Annotated in this window: 17 protein-coding genes and 2 tRNA genes; 18 read left to right on the top strand and 1 reads right to left on the bottom strand. The window is 46.0% G+C overall.

Translation table 11 applies throughout. From position 1 onward, the window contains the following. Positions 1-238 precede the first annotated feature (238 nt). The 4 genes from greA (at position 239) to secF (ending at position 4,677) form a co-directional block, all read left to right on the top strand. A complete protein-coding gene (gene greA, locus L5M38_RS09795) occupies positions 239-715 on the top strand; it encodes a transcription elongation factor GreA (RefSeq protein WP_028761461.1) in 477 nt (158 codons plus the stop codon). Positions 716-1,113: 398 nt separating this feature from the next. Next, complete coding sequence (locus L5M38_RS09800) at positions 1,114-1,731, top strand: hypothetical protein (RefSeq protein WP_263178959.1); 618 nt, start codon at positions 1,114-1,116, stop codon at positions 1,729-1,731. 226 nt (positions 1,732-1,957) lie between these two features. Then, entirely contained in the window at positions 1,958-3,772 is a 1,815-nt protein-coding gene (secD, locus tag L5M38_RS09805) for a protein translocase subunit SecD (RefSeq protein ID WP_263178960.1), read from the top strand. A gap of 2 nt (positions 3,773-3,774) precedes the next feature. Next, positions 3,775-4,677, top strand: coding sequence for a protein translocase subunit SecF (gene secF / locus L5M38_RS09810; protein ID WP_028761458.1), 903 nt, complete (start codon positions 3,775-3,777; stop codon positions 4,675-4,677). 89 nt (positions 4,678-4,766) lie between these two features. Here secF and yhbY read toward each other — a convergent pair whose 3' ends face one another. After that, a complete protein-coding gene (gene yhbY, locus L5M38_RS09815; RefSeq protein WP_006082725.1) occupies positions 4,767-5,066 on the bottom strand; it encodes a ribosome assembly RNA-binding protein YhbY in 300 nt (99 codons plus the stop codon). Between the two features lie 90 nt (positions 5,067-5,156). Here yhbY and rlmE point away from each other — a divergent pair, with 90 nt between their 5' ends. The 14 genes from rlmE (at position 5,157) to rpsO (ending at position 18,544) form a co-directional block, all read left to right on the top strand. After that, a complete protein-coding gene (gene rlmE / locus L5M38_RS09820) occupies positions 5,157-5,786 on the top strand; it encodes a 23S rRNA (uridine(2552)-2'-O)-methyltransferase RlmE (RefSeq protein WP_006082724.1) in 630 nt (209 codons plus the stop codon). A gap of 29 nt (positions 5,787-5,815) precedes the next feature. Next, complete coding sequence (ftsH, locus tag L5M38_RS09825) at positions 5,816-7,786, top strand: ATP-dependent zinc metalloprotease FtsH (protein WP_263178962.1); 1,971 nt, start codon at positions 5,816-5,818, stop codon at positions 7,784-7,786. A 210-nt stretch (positions 7,787-7,996) separates the two neighbouring features. Further along, the gene (folP, locus tag L5M38_RS09830; protein WP_263167000.1) at positions 7,997-8,830 is read left to right on the top strand and encodes a dihydropteroate synthase; all 834 of its coding nucleotides are present in this window, start codon (positions 7,997-7,999) and stop codon (positions 8,828-8,830) included. Between the two features lie 80 nt (positions 8,831-8,910). Then, positions 8,911-10,248, top strand: a complete 1,338-nt coding sequence (gene glmM / locus L5M38_RS09835; RefSeq protein ID WP_028761454.1) for a phosphoglucosamine mutase — start codon at positions 8,911-8,913, stop codon at positions 10,246-10,248. A 194-nt stretch (positions 10,249-10,442) separates the two neighbouring features. Then, positions 10,443-11,225, top strand: a complete 783-nt coding sequence (gene tpiA / locus L5M38_RS09840) for a triose-phosphate isomerase (protein WP_006082720.1) — start codon at positions 10,443-10,445, stop codon at positions 11,223-11,225. Between the two features lies 1 nt (position 11,226). Further along, positions 11,227-11,562, top strand: a complete 336-nt coding sequence (gene secG, locus L5M38_RS09845) for a preprotein translocase subunit SecG (RefSeq protein WP_028761453.1) — start codon at positions 11,227-11,229, stop codon at positions 11,560-11,562. Between the two features lie 11 nt (positions 11,563-11,573). After that, positions 11,574-11,660, top strand: a tRNA-Leu gene (locus tag L5M38_RS09850). An 82-nt stretch (positions 11,661-11,742) separates the two neighbouring features. Then, a tRNA-Met gene (locus L5M38_RS09855) sits at positions 11,743-11,819 on the top strand. A gap of 173 nt (positions 11,820-11,992) precedes the next feature. Beyond that, entirely contained in the window at positions 11,993-12,448 is a 456-nt protein-coding gene (rimP, locus tag L5M38_RS09860; RefSeq protein ID WP_006082718.1) for a ribosome maturation factor RimP, read from the top strand. Between the two features lie 29 nt (positions 12,449-12,477). Then, on the top strand, positions 12,478-13,977 hold the full coding sequence (gene nusA / locus L5M38_RS09865) for a transcription termination factor NusA (RefSeq protein ID WP_263167002.1): 1,500 nt from the start codon (positions 12,478-12,480) through the stop codon (positions 13,975-13,977). Positions 13,978-14,002: 25 nt separating this feature from the next. Continuing rightward, entirely contained in the window at positions 14,003-16,645 is a 2,643-nt protein-coding gene (infB, locus tag L5M38_RS09870; protein ID WP_105251699.1) for a translation initiation factor IF-2, read from the top strand. A gap of 57 nt (positions 16,646-16,702) precedes the next feature. Next, on the top strand, positions 16,703-17,161 hold the full coding sequence (rbfA, locus tag L5M38_RS09875) for a 30S ribosome-binding factor RbfA (protein WP_263167003.1): 459 nt from the start codon (positions 16,703-16,705) through the stop codon (positions 17,159-17,161). Then, on the top strand, positions 17,161-18,126 hold the full coding sequence (gene truB / locus L5M38_RS09880) for a tRNA pseudouridine(55) synthase TruB (RefSeq protein WP_263178963.1): 966 nt from the start codon (positions 17,161-17,163) through the stop codon (positions 18,124-18,126). The genes rbfA and truB overlap by 1 nt, the downstream gene beginning before the upstream one ends. A 148-nt stretch (positions 18,127-18,274) precedes the next feature. Next, positions 18,275-18,544: a 30S ribosomal protein S15 gene (rpsO, locus tag L5M38_RS09885; RefSeq protein ID WP_028761447.1), complete on the top strand. Its 270-nt coding sequence runs from the start codon at positions 18,275-18,277 to the stop codon at positions 18,542-18,544. Positions 18,545-18,577: the final 33 nt, after the last annotated feature.

Genomic DNA, 18,577 nt, shown 5'->3' on the forward strand with positions numbered 1-18,577 from the left:
GAGTGGGCATTTTTGTATTCATTTCGTACTAAAACGTGTGCGAAATTTCCTTAGGTATACAGATTTGAATTTGATTACTGGTAACTCTGCTTAAGGTTGGGTAAGCTGCGTCAATGTATTGTTCTTGGTGCATCAAAAGCGCATAACGATTAGAATAGCGCAATTCCACCCTCATTTGACTGTGTTGACCTTAGCGTTGGCACGGGTTGCTTTTGTTTTAAAGGAGACGAAAGAAGTTATGACTAAGGTTCCTATGACAGTTGTCGGTGCAGAGCAGCTGCGTAAAGAGTTAGATATTCTCAAGTTTGACCGTCGCCCTAAAATCACTGAAGCAATTGCTTCAGCGAGAGAGTTAGGCGACTTGAAAGAAAACGCGGAATACCATGCGGCTCGTGAGGAACAAGGTATTTGTGAAGCACGTATCCGTGATATTGAGGGTAAGTTATCTAACGCGCAAATTATCGACGTCACTAAGATGGTGAATAACGGTCGTATCATTTTTGGCGCCACTGTGACTATTTTAAATCTCGATACCGATGTTGAAGTGACTTATCGCATAGTCGGCGATGACGAAGCGAATATTAAAGAAAACCTGATTTCAGTGAATTCACCAATAGCCCGCGGTTTAGTCGGCAAAAATGAAGGTGATGAAGTGTCTATTACTACGCCAGGTGGTATGACAGATTACGAAATCATCTCAGTACAGTATTTATAATCTGCTTATAATACTTTGCTTGTAGTGTTGTGAGCGTGACTCATGCGATATCGCTAAAACCGTCCTAGGGCGGTTTTTTGTTATCTGCGAATTAAGTTTGTTTACGGCTTGAGTTTAGGGCTCGAATTTAGGGCTTTAGCCAAGGATATCGATCGCGCTTCAGCGTTGAATTCGGGTTAAGATGGACAAAGTTTAATTTGTCTCTTTGTAGGTTTTTACCTAAGCTGCCGTCCTAGCAAAATCAACATTGGCGAAATGTGTATGTTGTTTTTTTGCGCGAGTTTCACTTTATGGACCCACAGTTAAGCATCAAAAGCGAACAGTGAATAGGTTCATCTTTAGTTTGATAACGTTCTATAAGAGGGCACGCTTTGGTCAAACATTGGCGTACAGGATTGATGTTAGTTTGCGTGGCGATCATGTTGATTGCGCACTCGGCTAGCTATGCGCCAAAACCCTCAGTACAGCGCAGTGATGCAACTCGCCATTATGCTCAGATGCATACTGTGAGTCTTGATAGCTCGACCCCCCATGCAAAGCTAAGCGCTGAGCCTCAAAGTTTGCCCGATGCCGATGTTATCGCCCAAGACAATGCACAGCTCAATGCCCAATCTAATGCACAGTCTAATGCACAGTCTAATGCACAGTCTGATGCGCAAACCGTTGAAAGCTGCGGCTCACCGAATAGTCATGATACCGATCTAGTCAGTGCAGACTCAGAATCACAGCCAGCACCTTGTCCGAGCTCTGACTATGTAAGTCATTCAGATGACTTAGATTTTGCCCCGATAAATTCGCCGCGTTTTATCAGTCTTGCCCAGCACGATGTGCGTGAGGTCAAGCCAGTATATGTACTCGCTGTAGACTTTACTGCCGAACCGACATCCAATGTCGTTGAACCCACCGATCTTGATATCACATCAGATTGGACGCTTTCTGCTGTTTCTTCCCCCGCCCGAATTTCGGGTTGGAAAGTCTCAAATCTTCAATATCGATTTAGCCAACAAGCCGCTTAGCTCGCCTATTTAGGCATGACGTTGATAGGAGCCTACTCTTATCGATTTTTCATGCTGTTGCCTTTTTGTACTCACCGAAACTTTTTATAGCTGCTTAAGTAAGCAGTGATGATTTGAGCCTTACGAGCTTAGCCGCTGGTACTCAATCATGTGTTTCGGACTGATATCAATATGTTCGCTTAGCGATTTGATTCAAATGCTGAGCGTTAAATAGCGAGTTAATCCCATGGAAAGAAAACCCAATCAACGGCTGCTAAATCACTATTCAGCTTGGAAATACTTAGTGCTTATCGTCACTATTATCGTGATGCTATTCAGTGCCTTGCCGACATTTTACGGTGAGGATGCGGCGGTGCAGGTGGGCGCGAAGGCGGGTTTAACGCTCACACCTATTGCCCTTCGAGATAAGCTGCAAGCTGAAGGCGTGACGGTCAAACGTATCGACCAAAAAAATGGTGAAACCTTAATTGTCCTCGATGCGGATAACCAACAAACCTTAGTCAAAACTTTAGTCTCTTCTATGGTTGCAGAGCCAAAAGAATTGACTTTATCCCTTGCCAGTGCGGCGCCAAGTTGGTTACAAAACTTAGGCTTTCAGCCGATTAAACTCGGGCTCGATTTGCGCGGTGGCGTACAGTTCTTACTCGATGTTGATATTGATCCTGTTTATCAAACTCAGGCCGAGACGCTTGTTGATTCGCTACGTCAATTCATCCGTGAGCAGAAAATTCGTGGTGCTAGCGTGCATTTGGACCAAAGTCATCAGTTAAACATGACGTTGCCCGATAATGATGCCCGTGCTGCCGTGCGTCAAATGATGAAAGAGTCCTATCCTAATTGGCAGCTATCCAATGCAGATGGCGCGGGTTTACTGATTAAGTTGAGCCAAGAAGAGCAAACGAAACTGCGTAATTTGACAGTGCAGCAAAACTTACAAGTGATGCGCAGCCGTATTGAAGAACTCGGTATCACTGAAGCTTTAGTGCAGCGTCAAGGGGAGCATCGAATTCGGATTGAATTGCCTGGAGTACAAGATCCTGCCGCCGCCAAAAACGTTATCGGTGCTACGGCGAGTCTGGCCTTCTTCGAGGTTAAAGAGTCTGGCTCCGTCAATGCTATGGTACTCAATGACAAGTCTGGTAAGCCTATTTATGTGAGCCGCACACCAGTGCTGGGTGGCGATCATATTGTCGATGCGAGGGCGAGTTTAGGCGAGATGGGCATGGCGGAGGTGAACATTAACCTCGACCGTGTCGGCGGGCAGAAAATGTCTGAGTTTTCCCGTACCAATATCGGCAAACCTATGGCGACGTCTTACAGCGAATACAGCCGTGATGAGCAAGGTAAGGCAAAGCAAACACAAGAGATTATCAGTGTTGCGACGATTCAATCCCAACTTGGAGATCGTTTTCGCATTACGGGTGCAGGCTCCTATCAAGAAGCACAACAATTAGCTCTGTTACTGCGAGCGGGCTCTATGACGGCGCCAGTGACTATTGTTGAAGAGCGCACTATTGGCCCGACGCTGGGTGCTGAAAACATTGAAAACGGTTTTGCGGCCCTTGGTTTAGGGATGGGGATTACCTTGCTGTTTATGGCGCTTTGGTATCGCCGTCTCGGCTGGGTGGCGAATATAGCGCTGATCTCCAATATGGTGATCCTGTTTGGTTTACTTGCGCTTATCCCTGGCGCTGTGTTGACCTTACCTGGGATTGCGGGCTTGGTGTTAACAGTCGGTATGGCTGTAGATACCAACGTACTGATTTTTGAGCGAATAAAAGACAAGTTAAAGGAAGGTCGCAGTTTTGCGCTGGCAATTGATACGGGTTTTGATAGCGCGTTTTCTACTATTTTTGACGCCAACTTCACCACTATGATCACTGCAGTGGTGCTTTACTCCATAGGTAATGGTCCAATTCAAGGTTTTGCCTTGACCTTAGGTCTAGGTCTATTGACCAGCATGTTTACCGGTATCTTTGCTTCAAGGGCCTTGATCAACTTAGTTTATGGGCGTGATGCTAGCCGTCATGTGAGGGTATAATCATGAAAAATATCAATCTAACTAAATGGCGTTATGTTTCGAGTGCTATCTCTATTTTGTTGATGCTAGTGTCGTTAACCATCATCGGCGTGAAAGGTTTTAACTGGGGCTTAGATTTTACTGGCGGTGTCGTCACCGAAGTGCAGATCGATAGAAAAATTACCAGCAGTGAATTGCAACCTTTACTCAACGCCGCTTATCAGCAAGAGGTGAGTGTCGTCTCCGCCAGTGAGCCGGGACGTTGGGTGTTGCGCTATTCCGATATAAAGAGTGCCGATACAGAGCAAGGTAATATCGATATTCAGCAGGTATTAGCGCCGCTTAACTCTGAAGTGCAAGTGCTTAACAGCAGTGTTGTCGGGCCGCAGATTGGTCAAGAATTGGCAGAGCAGGGCGGTTTGGCGTTATTAGTCGCTATGCTGGCGATATTAGGTTATTTAAGTTATCGCTTCGAATGGCGACTCGCATCGGGTGCCCTATTCGCCTTAGTGCATGACGTAGTGTTCGTGCTGGCATTTTTCGCGTTGACTCAGATGGAGTTTAATTTAACTATACTTGCGGCTGTGCTGGCGATTTTAGGTTACTCCTTAAACGATTCGATCATTATCGCTGATCGTATCCGTGAATTATTGATTGCTAAGCCAAAGCTTGCGATTCAAGACATTAACAACCAAGCAATTGTGGCGACGTTTTCTCGCACTATGGTGACCTCAGGGACAACCTTAATGACGGTCGGTGCGCTGTGGATCATGGGCGGTGGACCGCTGGAAGGATTTTCGATTGCAATGTTTATCGGTATATTAACCGGCACATTTTCTTCGATTTCGGTTGGTACCTCATTGCCTGAGTTATTAGGCTTAACGCCTGAGCATTATAAGGAACAAGTGATTTCTGAAACACCTTAGGGCTATGCCAATCGCTTAAATTAACAGCGAAAACAAAAAGGCCACTCGATTGAATGGCCTTTTTGTTAACACGATAAAATCAAGAAAAATTACTTTGCCTTTGGCAAAGCAATTTTCATTTCTGGTGATTGACGATAAATCACCAGAATATGACCAATAAGTTGCACTTTTGCGGATTGAGTTTCACGTACTATGGCATCAACGATGGCATTTTTTAGCTCTCTGTCGGCAGAGGCTACTTTCACTTTAATCAGTTCATGATAAGCGAGTGCGCTTTCAATTTCAGCGAGTACACCTTCAGTCAATCCATTGGCACCAAGCAGCACCACTGGCTTTAGCGGATGCGCTAGACCTTTTAAATGCTGTTTTTGTTTGGTTGTTAAGTTCATTTCTACCAACTTTTGCTGAGTTACTGTTGAAAAACGGCTATTCTACCCTTATATAGCCTTTGTGTAACTCTCAATTGTTGCGGATTTTAAATGTCAGGTATAAAACGTACGGCCAGTTCTAATCGCTGGATGCTAGAACACTTTGATGATCACTATGTCAAACTCGCCCAAAAAATGGGCTTGCGATCTCGCGCTGCGTTTAAGCTTGAGGAGATCCAGCAAAAGGATCAACTAATTCGCCCAGGCATGACTGTGGTTGATCTCGGTGCCGCTCCAGGAGGTTGGTCTCAAGTGGCAGTTAAATTAGCGGGAGATAGAGGTAAAGTCATCGCCTGTGACATTTTGCCTATGGATCCAATCGTCGGCGTCGATTTTTTGCAAGGGGATTTTCGTGAAGATAAAGTCCTTCAAGCATTACTTACTCGCGTCGGTGATGCTAAAGTTGACGTTGTGTTGTCTGATATGGCACCCAACATGAGTGGTTCAGATAGTGTTGATCAGCCCCGTGCCATGTATTTAGTGGAATTGGCGTTAGATATGTGCCATCAAGTATTGGCTCCTAATGGCTGTTTTGCGGTAAAAGTCTTTCAGGGGGAGGGCTTTGACGAATACATGAAAGCGGTAAAAGCAGTGTTTAAAGTCGTTAAAACACGTAAACCAGACTCTTCACGGGCTCGTTCCCGCGAAGTCTATCTTGTGGCGACTGGGTACAAGTTGTAGTAACCTAGCGTTAATAATCGCAAGACTTAATGAGGTCTAGTAATTTGAGTGACATGGCAAAAAATCTAATACTCTGGGTTGTCATCGCCGTTGTGCTGATGTCAGTGTTTCAGGGTTACTCCCCCTCTTCTTCGTCATCGCAGAAGATGGATTATTCTACCTTCTTAGATAATGTCCGTGATGGACAGGTCGCAACTGTTGAAGTTAAGAGCGACCAACGTACTATTGAAGGTGCTAAACGAACTGGTGAAAAATTCACTACTATCATGCCGTTATATGACCAAGATTTAATTAATGATCTTGATCGTAAAGGCATCACTATGAAGGGCCAAGAAGCCGAAGAGTCAGGGTTCCTTACCCAAATCTTCATCTCTTGGTTCCCGATGTTATTGCTTATCGGGGTATGGATTTTCTTCATGCGCCAGATGCAAGGCGGCGGTGGCAAAGGCGCTATGTCCTTTGGTAAGAGCAAAGCCAAGCTGATGAGCGAAGATCAGATTAAAACTACTTTTGCCGATGTTGCTGGTTGTGACGAAGCAAAAGAAGAAGTGAAAGAGCTGGTTGATTACCTGCGTGACCCAACTAAATTCCAAAAATTGGGCGGCCGAATTCCAACGGGCGTACTGATGGTGGGTCCTCCAGGTACAGGTAAAACCTTGCTGGCGAAAGCCATTGCGGGTGAATCTAAAGTCCCTTTCTTCACTATTTCAGGTTCTGATTTCGTGGAAATGTTTGTTGGTGTCGGTGCATCCCGTGTGCGTGACATGTTTGAACAAGCGAAAAAGTCGGCACCTTGTATTATCTTCATCGATGAAATCGATGCTGTCGGTCGTCAACGTGGCGCGGGTTTAGGTGGTGGTCATGATGAACGTGAGCAAACACTGAACCAAATGCTGGTTGAGATGGATGGCTTCGAAGGTAATGAAGGCGTTATTGTTATCGCGGCAACTAACCGTCCAGACGTACTCGATTCTGCGTTATTACGTCCGGGTCGTTTTGACCGTCAAGTGGTCGTTGGTTTACCAGACGTGCGCGGTCGTGAGCAGATTTTGAAAGTGCATATGCGTAAAGTACCGCTTTCTGAAGATGTGAAAGCAAGCGTGATTGCCCGTGGTACGCCAGGTTTCTCGGGTGCTGATTTAGCTAACTTAGTGAACGAAGCTGCCCTGTTTGCGGCTCGCGGAAATCGCCGAGTTGTAGGCATGGAAGAATTTGAGCGTGCAAAAGATAAAATCATGATGGGTGCTGAGCGCCGTTCTATGGTGATGTCTGAAGCCGAAAAAGAAATGACCGCTTACCATGAAGCAGGCCATGCGATTGTGGGTTGTTTAGTACCAGAGCACGATCCTGTGCACAAGGTGACTATCATTCCTCGCGGCCGTGCCTTAGGTGTGACTTTCTTCTTACCTGAAGCTGACTCAGTGAGCCAGAGCCGTCGTAAGTTAGAAAGCCAAATTTCGGTCGCCTACGGTGGTCGTTTAGCAGAAGAGCTTATCTACGGTAATGAGAAAGTGTCGACTGGCGCATCACAGGACATCAAATATGCAACATCTATTGCGCGTAACATGGTGACTCAGTGGGGCTTCTCGGACAAGTTAGGTCCATTGCTGTATGCAGAAGAAGATGGTGAAGTCTTCTTAGGTCGCAGCATGGGTAAAGCCAAAGCGATGTCCGATGAAACTGCAACTATTATCGATGCTGAAGTAAAAGTCTTTATCGACAAAAACTACGCTAGAGCGAGACAGATATTGACGGATAACCTCGATATTCTGCACTCAATGAAAGAAGCTTTAATGAAGTATGAAACCATTGATTCACTTCAAATTGACGATTTAATGAAACGTCGTGAAGTGCGTCAGCCTGCTGATTGGCAAGTGGATGACAGTGGTTCTAACGATAAAGGCAATGGTCATGGTGAACCAGCAGCGAAAGCTGAAGACAGTGTGACTGCCCCTGCTGAGCCAGAACTGAAAGATCCTGATGAATCTCCAGCTAAGTAATGTGTTGTGAAACTAAAGAAAACCCCGTAAAGGGGTTTTCTTGTTTTACCTTGTAGCAATTTGACTGCGCTGTCATTAATACTCTCTGCCACAATTGATATTTATCTTCTGACATTGGTCTTTTCGGATAGAAAATGAAGGCTTGAAATTAATGACGCAAGTTATGCCAGTGAGTAAAATCGTAAGTGTTCGTATTACAGGAGTAAATGCGTGTTTGAACTGATTGCTGGCACTAAACGCCTCGCTTTATCTTCGCCCATTGTGATGGGTATACTTAATGTCACTCCCGATTCTTTTTCCGACGGTGGTCAATATTCTTCCTATGAGCTTGCCTGTCAGCATGCCGATGACATGGTGGCTCAAGGCGCGGGAATGATAGACATTGGCGGTGAGTCGACAAGACCTGGCGCTGCAGAGGTGAGCTTAGCCGATGAACTTGCGCGGGTGATCCCGTTGGTGAAATATGTTGCGGCGCACCATGATGTGTGGATTTCAGTCGATACCAGTAAACCTGAAGTCATGCGTCAAGCTGTTGCTGCGGGCGCACATTTGATTAACGATGTGCGTGCCCTGATGGAGCCTGGTGCGCTTCAAGCTGCTGCAGAGTTGCAAGTCCCCATATGCTTAATGCATATGCAAGGCGAACCCAAAATCATGCAATTTGCACCGACTTACCATAATGTTATTGAAGAAGTTTCTGCCTTTTTAACTGAGCGGATTGAAGCTTGTTTGCGAGCAGGGATCCCCCGTGAATTATTAATACTCGATCCGGGATTTGGTTTTGGTAAAAGCTTAGAACATAACTATGAATTACTGGCGAAGCTCGACAGTTTTGCCCAGTTTGATTTACCGATATTGATAGGATTGTCTCGTAAGAGCATGGTAGGAAACCTCTTAGCAAAACCGACCTCAGAACGTCTTGCTGGGAGCCTTGCTGGCGCTATGATAGCGGCCCAAAAGGGCGCTCATATCATTCGTGTGCATGATGTTACTGAAACTGTGGATATGCTCAAGGTGTTACAAGCGACACAAGCGTATTTTTAAGCATCGTTATGCTCTCGTTAAGCATTTAATTAATATTATGATCCCAAATCATTGGGACACATTTGAGTTTGTGGAGCGATATGAAAGAACGTAAATTTTTTGGAACTGACGGTATTCGGGGAAAAGTCGGTTCAGGTCAAATGACGCCTGAGCTCGCGCTTAAGTTAGGTTGGGCGGCGGGGCGCGTGTTATCCCGCAGTGGTACCAAAAAGGTGATTATAGGTAAAGATACCCGTATTTCGGGCTATATGTTTGAGTCAGCATTAGAAGCTGGCCTTTCTGCTGCAGGCCTTAATGTGATGTTAATGGGACCTATGCCAACGCCAGCAGTAGCCTATTTGACGCGCACGTTTCGCGCCGAAGCTGGGGTGGTGATCAGCGCGTCACACAATCCGTATTACGATAATGGTATTAAGTTTTTTTCCACCGACGGCAGTAAGTTAGACGATAACCTAGAGCTAGAAATTGAAGCCGAGCTTGAAAAGCCCCTCGTTTGTGTTGAATCGCATCTATTGGGGAAGGTATCGCGTATTGAAGATGCCCGTGGCCGTTATATTGAGTATTGCAAAGGTAATTTTCCTGCAGAACACACGTTAACTGGGCTAAAAATTGTGGTTGATTGTGCCCATGGCGCAACTTATCACATAGCGCCAGCTGTGTTTCGTGAGTTAGGCGCCGAGGTGATTGCCATTGGTGATAAACCCAACGGGATGAACATCAATGATAAAGTGGGCGCGACGTCCATGGGCAAAATTTGTGAAACCGTTCTAGCCGAAAGTGCCGATTTAGGCATCGCACTCGACGGTGACGGTGACCGTATTATGATGGTCAACAGCAAAGGCGAAGTGATCGACGGCGATCAAATTTTATATATTCTGGCCTGTGATGCGAAATCCCGTGGCGTATTACGTGGTGGTGTAGTTGGTACGTTAATGTCAAACCTTGGGCTTGATCTCGCCTTGCAAGCATTAGACATCCCCTTTGCGCGTTCGAAAGTGGGCGACCGTTATGTGATGGAACTACTTAAAGAACTCGATTGGCGCATTGGCGGTGAAAATTCAGGGCATATCCTCAATCTTGATCACGGCACAACTGGTGATGGCATCGTTGCGGGGATTTTAGTGTTAGCGGCTATGCGTCGTCAGAATGCCACGCTAGAAGAACTGACTTCTGCGATGGAAATGTTGCCGCAGGTGTTAGTCAATGTGCGCTTTGAAGGCGAGCACGACCCTCTTAAGTCAGATAAAGTTAAAGCGGCGCAGGCACAGGTTGAATCTCAACTGGGCGTGCGTGGCCGAGTATTATTACGTAAGTCAGGTACTGAACCTTTGATCCGTGTCATGGTTGAAGGTGACGATCATAGTGCAGTATTGGCGCACGCAAATTTGATTGCGGATGCGGTAAAATCGGCAAGCTAATATTTGCTAATTTTGTAATGAGTGCGGCTGATACCAATTTAAAATTAAGGTGTTAGCTGCACAAATGAACAGAAAACAGCTTTGGCGTGTAAAAAATAAGCATTCCAACCTGATATCTGAAAAAATTCGAATTTAGCTATTGTAACTTAATAAGTGGTTCGCTATTATTCACGCCGCTTTCAGAGGAGACAGTGATGGCACTCAGACGTCCTATGGTAGCTGGCAATTGGAAGATGAACGGCAGTGCGGCATTAGCACAAGAGTTGTTCAAAAAATTTGCCTCTAAGCTCCAAAATGATTCAGCTGAAGTGGTTTTATGCCCGCCTTCTATCTATCTAGAGAGCGTTAGGCAACTGCTAGAAGCAAACAAGGAAGCGTTAGACGGTTCACTTGTTAGGATGGGCGCACAAAACCTAAGTCAACATGACTTTGGCGCTTATACCGGAGAAGTTTCAGGTCAGATGCTCAAAGATTCAGGATGTCGATATGTAATTATCGGGCATTCAGAACGTCGCCGTATGTACGGAGAGACGAGTAATATCGTAGCGGAGAAATTCGCCGCTGCACAAAAGCATGGCTTAACTCCAATTTTATGTGTGGGTGAGTCAGGTCCAGCACGTGAAGCAAGACGCACCTTTGAGGTGATTGCTGAAGAGTTGGATATAGTGATCCAGAAAAATGGCACTATGGCTTTTGATAACGCTATTATCGCCTACGAGCCGCTTTGGGCTGTAGGAACAGGTAAAAGTGCTACACCAGAGCAGGCACAAGAAGTTCATGCGTTTATTCGCAAACGCCTCTCTGAAGTGTCTCCGTTTATCGGAGAAAATATCAGGATTCTCTACGGTGGTAGTGTGACACCGAGTAATGCTGCAGATTTATTTGCCCAACCTGATGTTGATGGTGGACTGATTGGCGGTGCTAGCTTAAACTCTAGCGAGTTTTTAAGTCTGTGTACCATAGCGATGAGCGCATAATATGTATGAAGTTCTAGTAGTTATTTACTTGTTGGTTGCATTAGGTCTAATCGGCTTAGTATTAATTCAGCAAGGTAAGGGAGCTGACATGGGGGCCTCTTTTGGCGCCGGTGCATCAGGTACTCTTTTTGGTTCAAGCGGTTCAGGTAATTTCCTGACACGCAGTACGGCGATTCTTGCCATTGCGTTTTTCACTTTAAGTCTGCTTATTGGTAACTTAAGTGCAAATCACGCAAAAAATGAAGATTCATGGAAAGATTTAGGTTCAGACACTGAACAGGTTACCCAACCTGTTGAGCAAGGAACCCAAAAGTCAGAAACGAAAATTCCTGACTAGTAAAAGGTGTCGCCGAGGTGGCGAAATTGGTAGACGCGCAGCCTTGAGGTGGCTGTGACCTAACGGTCGTGCGGGTTCAAGTCCCGCTCTCGGCACCAAATATAACTAAGATAGACGAGATAAGTTCTCTCTTAGTTATTGCAAGAAATGACGATAGTCAATATACTTGCACACAGTTGACGCGGGGTGGAGCAGCATGGTAGCTCGTCGGGCTCATAACCCGAAGGTCGTCGGTTCAAATCCGGCCCCCGCAACCAGCTCCTAGTAACGAATAGTTTTTGAATTCGTTATGGTTTACAGGTTCTTGAAATTAATGACCTCGTGATTACGGGGTTTTTTGTTATCTGGGACTTTTAAATTTGTCGCATGCTTCGTATGTGGCGTTGTACTAGGGCTATTAAGCCCTTTTTTGTTTTTTCGGGGGTCAATCTTGGCAACGTTAGAATTCAGACTGGCAGAAATGCTCAAAGTACCTGTGGAAGCATTAGGCTTTCAGCTGTGGGGCATTGAATATGTTCAAGCGGGTAAGCATTCCACACTGCGAGTGTTCATTGATGGTGAGAATGGTATCAATATTGAAGATTGTGCCAATGCAAGTCGCCAAGTCAGTGCTGTACTCGATGTTGAAGATCCTATTTCTACAGAATATACCCTAGAGGTTTCTTCGCCAGGCGTAGATAGACCCTTATTTACTGCTGAGCAGTACGCGGGCTATGTAGGCGAGGATGTAAAGCTTCAATTGACTATGCCGGTTGACGGCAGTCGTAATTTAAAAGGCGCCATCACTGCAGTCGACGGGCAAATGCTCTCGCTGAAAGTGAATGGTAAAGAGTTAGTTGTCGCATTGGATAATATCCGCAAAGGCAACTTAATCGCTAAGTTTTGATGGTTTCAAGGTGAACGAGGCAAGACGAGATGAATAAAGAGATTCTGCTAGTCGCTGAGGCGGTTTCAAATGAAAAGGCCGTTCCACGCGAAAAAATTTTTGAAGCGCTAGAGATTGCTCTGGCCACAGCAACCAAGAAAAAATACGAAGGTGATATTGACGTTCGTGTTGCTATCGACCGTAAAACCGGTGGTTATGATACTTTCCGTCGTTGGATGGTGGTTGATGATCACGGTGAAGCGTTAGAAAATCCTTACCGCGAAATCACGTTAGAAGCGGCACGATACGAAAATCCAGACATCCAACCTGGCGAGTTTATCGAAGACGATATCGAATCAGTGGTGTTTGACCGTATTACCACTCAAACTGCTAAGCAAGTGATCGTACAGAAAGTACGTGAAGCTGAACGTGCGCAAGTGGTTGAACAGTTCCAAGATCAAGAAGGTGAGTTAATCACTGGTATAGTCAAAAAAGCAACTCGCGAAAGCGTAGTGGTTGACTTAGGTAATAACGCTGACGGCGTGTTGTTCCGTGAAGATTTAATTTCACGTGAATCTTTCCGTCCAGGCGACCGCGTACGTGCATTATTGTACTCAGTACGTCCAGAAGCTCGCGGCGCACAGTTATTCTTAAGCCGTACTAAACCTGAAATGCTGATCGAGCTTTTCCGTGTTGAAGTACCTGAAATTGCTGACGAACTGATTGAAATCATGGGCGCAGCTCGTGATCCAGGCGCTCGCGCTAAGATCGCCGTTAAGTCGAATGATCGCCGTATCGATCCTATCGGTGCGTGTGTGGGTATGCGCGGTGCGCGTGTACAAGCCGTTTCGAATGAACTGGGTGGCGAACGTGTTGATATCGTGTTGTGGGATGATAATCCAGCACAATACGTGATCAATGCCATGGCGCCAGCCGATGTTGCCTCTATCATAGTCGACGAAGATAACCATTCTATGGATATCGCTGTTGAAGCCGATAGTTTGGCACAAGCCATTGGACGTAATGGCCAGAACGTACGTTTAGCAACACAACTGACTGGTTGGGTTCTGAACGTTATGACAGTGGAAGATATGAATAAGAAACATCAGGCAGAAAGTGCCAAGGTGGTTGATTTATTTGTTAACTCACTGGATGTCGATGAAGATTTTGCACAAGTACTGGCAGATGAGGGCTTTACGTCGCTCGAAGAAGTTGCCTATGTGCCTGTGTCTGAACTATTGGCGATTGATGGTTTTGACGAAGATCTCGTCGAAGCTTTACGTGAACGTGCAAAAGCGGCGATCTCAACTCGAGCTCTCGCTACTGAAGAAGCACTGGATGGTGTGGAGCCAAGTGAAGAGTTGCTAGCACTTGAAGGTGTTGAAAGACACTTAGCCTATGTTTTCGCTAGCAAAGGTATTGTGACTCTAGAAGACTTGGCTGAACAAGGCATTGATGATTTGATCGAAATTGAAGAATTGACAGAAGAAAAAGCAGGTGAGCTCATCATGGCAGCCCGCAATATCTGTTGGTTTGGCGAAGAAGCATAAGTCGATCAACAGGGGGATTTAACTGATGGCAGATACTACCGTAGAGAAATTGGCCACGGAAGTGGGTAAAAGTGTTGAACGTCTGATTGAGCAATTCTCTCAGGCTGGAATTAAGAAAGGCCAAGCTGATAAAGTGACTGAAGCTGAAAAGCAGCAGTTACTGGATTATCTGAAAAAGCAGCACGGTGGCGAAAATGCGCCAACGAAAATGACGCTGCAGCGTAAAACCGTATCGACCCTAAGTGTGGCCGGTAATGGTGGTCAATCTAAAGATGTTAAAGTTGAAGTTCGTAAAACACGAACTTTCGTTAAGCGTGATGCTAATGAGGCTACTCTGAAGGCTGAAGAAGAAGCGAAAGCCGAAGCAGAAGCTTTGGCAAAAGCAAAGGCCGAAGCAGAAGCTGCTGCGGCAGCAAAAGTGAAAGCTGAAGCAGATGCTAAGGCAAAAGTGGAAGCAGAAGCCAAGGCGAAAGCTAAAGCAGCAGCCGAAGTGAAAGTGGTTAAAGATATGTCACCAGAAGCAGAAGCGGCTCGTCTAGAAGCTGAACGTTTGAAAGCGGCGCAAGAAGCGGCAACTAAACGTAAGCAAGACGAAGAAGCGGCTAAAGCGGCAGAAACTGCTCGCTTACTCGCTGAAGAACATTCTAAGCGCTGGGCCGAAGAAGAGCGCCAACGTTTAGAAGCCGAGAAAAACGGTGATCATCACATCACGACATCTAAAGTAGCTCGTGCTGCTGAAGATACTTCTGATCTGGATGAAGAAAAACGCGGACGTCGTGCTCGTAACAAGAGCAACGCGAAAAAACGTGGCGGCAAAGATGCCCGTGACGGCCGTGAAAAACACATGCGTAACCGCAGTACTGCACCTGAGTCTATGGCGCATGGCTTCAATAAGCCTGTGGCAGCAGTGAGCCGTGATGTGCGTATCGGTGAAACTGTGACTGTTTCTGAACTTGCGCATTTAATGGCAGTGAAAGCGACTGAAATCATCAAGCAGATGATGAAAATGGGTTCTATGGTCACGATCAACCAAGTGTTGGATCAAGAGACTGCCCAGCTAGTTGCTGAAGAAATGGGTCACAAAGTTGTGCTTATCCGTGAAAACGAACTTGAGCACCAAGTGCTACAAGACCGTGATGATGAAGATGGCATCAAGCTAGAATCTCGTGCACCAGTTGTGACTATCATGGGTCACGTTGACCACGGTAAGACTTCGTTACTTGACTACATTCGCCGCGCTAAAGTGGCTGCTGGCGAAGCCGGTGGTATTACTCAGCATATCGGTGCATACCATGTTGAAACTGAAAATGGCATGATCACTTTCCTTGATACCCCTGGTCACGCCGCGTTTACCGCAATGCGTGCCCGTGGTGCCAAGGCAACGGATATTGTTGTGCTAGTTGTTGCTGCCGATGACGGTGTAATGCCGCAAACAATCGAAGCCATTCAACATGCTAAAGCTGGTAACGTGCCATTAATCGTGGCTGTGAACAAGATGGATAAACCGGAAGCGGATATCGATCGCGTTAAGAGCGAATTGTCGCAACACGGTGTTATGTCTGAAGATTGGGGTGGAGACAACATGTTTGCCTTCGTTTCAGCTAAGACAGGTGAAGGCGTTGACGAACTGTTAGAAGGTATCTTACTGCAAGCTGAAGTTCTTGAACTGAAAGCGGTACGTGATGGTATGGCTGCCGGTGTGGTCATTGAATCACAATTGGACAAAGGTCGCGGCCCTGTGGCTACGATTCTGGTTCAAGAAGGTACGCTGCGCCAAGGTGATATCGTTCTGTGTGGTCTTGAGTACGGTAAAATTCGTGCAATGAAAGACGAAAACGGTCGTTCAATCACTGAAGCGGGTCCATCTATTCCTGTTGAAATTCTAGGTCTGTCAGGCGTTCCGTCTGCAGGTGATGAAGCAACAGTCGTACGTGACGAACGTAAAGCTCGTGAAGTTGCCCTGTATCGTCAAGGTAAGTTCCGTGATGTGAAACTGGCACGTCAGCAAAAATCTAAGCTAGAAAACATGTTTGCGAACATGACAGACGGCGAAGTGAAAGAACTGAACATCGTTCTTAAAGCAGACGTACAAGGTTCACTCGAAGCGATTACTGATTCGTTAACAGGTTTGTCTACCGACGAAGTGAAAGTGAACATCATCGCTCGCGGTGTGGGTGCACTGACTGAAACGGATGCAACCTTAGCGGCTGCCTCTAACGCTATCATGGTTGGCTTTAACGTACGTGCCGATGCACAAGCCCGTAAGACTATCGAAAGTGAAAGTGTTGATTTACGTTACTACAGCGTTATCTATAATTTGATTGATGAAGTGCGTGCAGCGATGACTGGTATGCTGTCTCCTGTGTTCAAACAACAAATTATCGGTCTGGCTGAAGTTCGTGATGTGTTCAAGTCACCTAAGCTGGGTGCAATTGCTGGCTGTATGGTGACCGAAGGTACCATCAAGCGTAGCGCGCCAATTCGCGTACTACGTGATAACGTTGTTATCTACGAAGGTGAACTCGAATCGCTACGTCGCTTTAAAGACGACGTTGCTGAAGTTCGCAATGGTATGGAATGTGGTATTGGCGTTAAGAATTACAACGATGTTCGCGTTGGCGACCAAATCGAAGTATTCGAAACCGTCGAGATTGCTCGTACTCTGTAACGATAATAAGGGCGGCTTTAGCCGCCCTTATCAATTTAAGCTATGGTAAGAAATATTATGGCAAAAGAATTCAGTCGTACTCGTCGAATCGCTCAGCAGCTTCAGCAAGAACTTGCTCAAGTGCTACAGCGCGACATGAAAGATCCTCGTATTGGCTTTGTGACTGTGAATGACGTCGACGTCTCTCGCGATCTCAGCTATGCCAAAGTGTTTGTGACTTTTTTTGAAGAAGACAAAGCTGTCGTTCAAGAAAAGCTAAACGCTTTGATCAGCGCAGCTCCTTATATCCGCACTTTAGTGGCGGGTCGTATGAAGCTGCGTGTCATGCCTGAACTGCGTTTTATCTACGATAGCTCGCTGGTTGAAGGTATGCGCATGTCTAACTTAGTTAGCCAAGTGATCAACCAAGACAAAGCGAAGCAACAGCAATTTGGCAGCGAAGACGTATCGGTTGAAGATGAAGTCTTAGGTGATGATATTGCTGATGACGCAGATGAAACGGAAGGTAAAGATTAATGGCTCGTCGTCCAAAAGGTCGTTTTATCGATGGGATAGTGCTGCTGGATAAATCCACTGGCATGAGTTCTAACTTTGCATTGCAAAGGGTAAAGCGCTTTTTTAATGCGAATAAAGCTGGGCATACGGGTGCACTTGATCCGTTAGCGACAGGTATGTTACCTGTATGCTTAGGCGAAGGGACTAAGTTTTCTCAGCATCTATTGGATGCCGATAAACGCTACTTAGTCACGGCAAAGCTTGGCGAACGGACAGATACCAGTGATTCCGATGGTGAAGTGGTGCAAACCCGCGCCATTGATTTTACCGAGGCGCAGCTATTAACTGCGCTTGATTTCTTCCGTGGTGAAACTCAGCAAGTTCCTTCTATGTATTCCGCGCTGAAATATCAGGGTCAGCCTCTGTATAAATATGCCCGTGAAGGCATAGAAGTGCCGCGTGAATCTCGCCCTATTACGGTATTTGAGCTAAATTTCATCGGTCTTGAAGGCGATGAGCTGACCTTAGACATTCATTGTTCTAAGGGCACTTATATTCGCACTATCATAGACGATCTCGGTGAGATGCTCGGTTGTGGCGCCCATGTGATTATGCTGCGCCGCACCCAAGTTGCGCAGTATCCCTATGCCAGAATGGTCACTTTAGAACAACTTGAAGCGCTAGTTGCTCAAGCACATGAACAACAGATAGATCCGAGCGTATTACTCGACCCTCTGTTATTGCCTATGGACACGGCCGTGGCCGATTTCCCAGAGGTGAATGTGCCGGATGCGATAGCTCCTTACTTAATGCAAGGTCAAGTGGTTCGGGTACCGGTTAATGCAGAATTGAAAACCGATGAGTTGGTACGTATCACTTTAGGTGACATTCGCCGATTTGTGGGGATTGGCACAATGAACGAAGATGGCTTATTAGCGCCGAAACGACTCATTGTTATCCATGACGAACCTGCAGAAACGCATTAGCCCGCTATCCATCGACAAATGATTAAATTAGTTGATGCATTAGTCCCTGCCTTTTATTGCGCTAGGGTGGGTTTATGGGTAAAATAGCGCGCCCTCTGGCTGAGTTAGTGATCGGCTAGAGATTCATATTATTTATTTGGAGATATACATGTCACTAAGTCCTGAAGCAAAAGCAAAAATTTTGGCTGATTTTGGCCGTTGTGAAAACGACACTGGTTCAACTGAAGTTCAAGTTGCTTTGTTAACTGCGCAAATCAACCATTTGCAAGATCACTTCAAAGAGCACATTCATGATCACCACTCACGTCGTGGTCTGTTACGTATGGTTAGCTCACGTCGTAAGTTAACTGCTTACCTGAAACGTACTGATTTAGCACGTTACACTGCTCTGATCCAAAAGTTAGGTCTACGTCGTTAATTTCGCGTCGACTAACGTGAAAAAGGAGGCTTA

It is taken from the genome of Shewanella sp. SM101 (assembly GCF_025654465.1).
Taxonomy (GTDB): Bacteria; Pseudomonadota; Gammaproteobacteria; order Enterobacterales; family Shewanellaceae; genus Shewanella; species Shewanella oncorhynchi.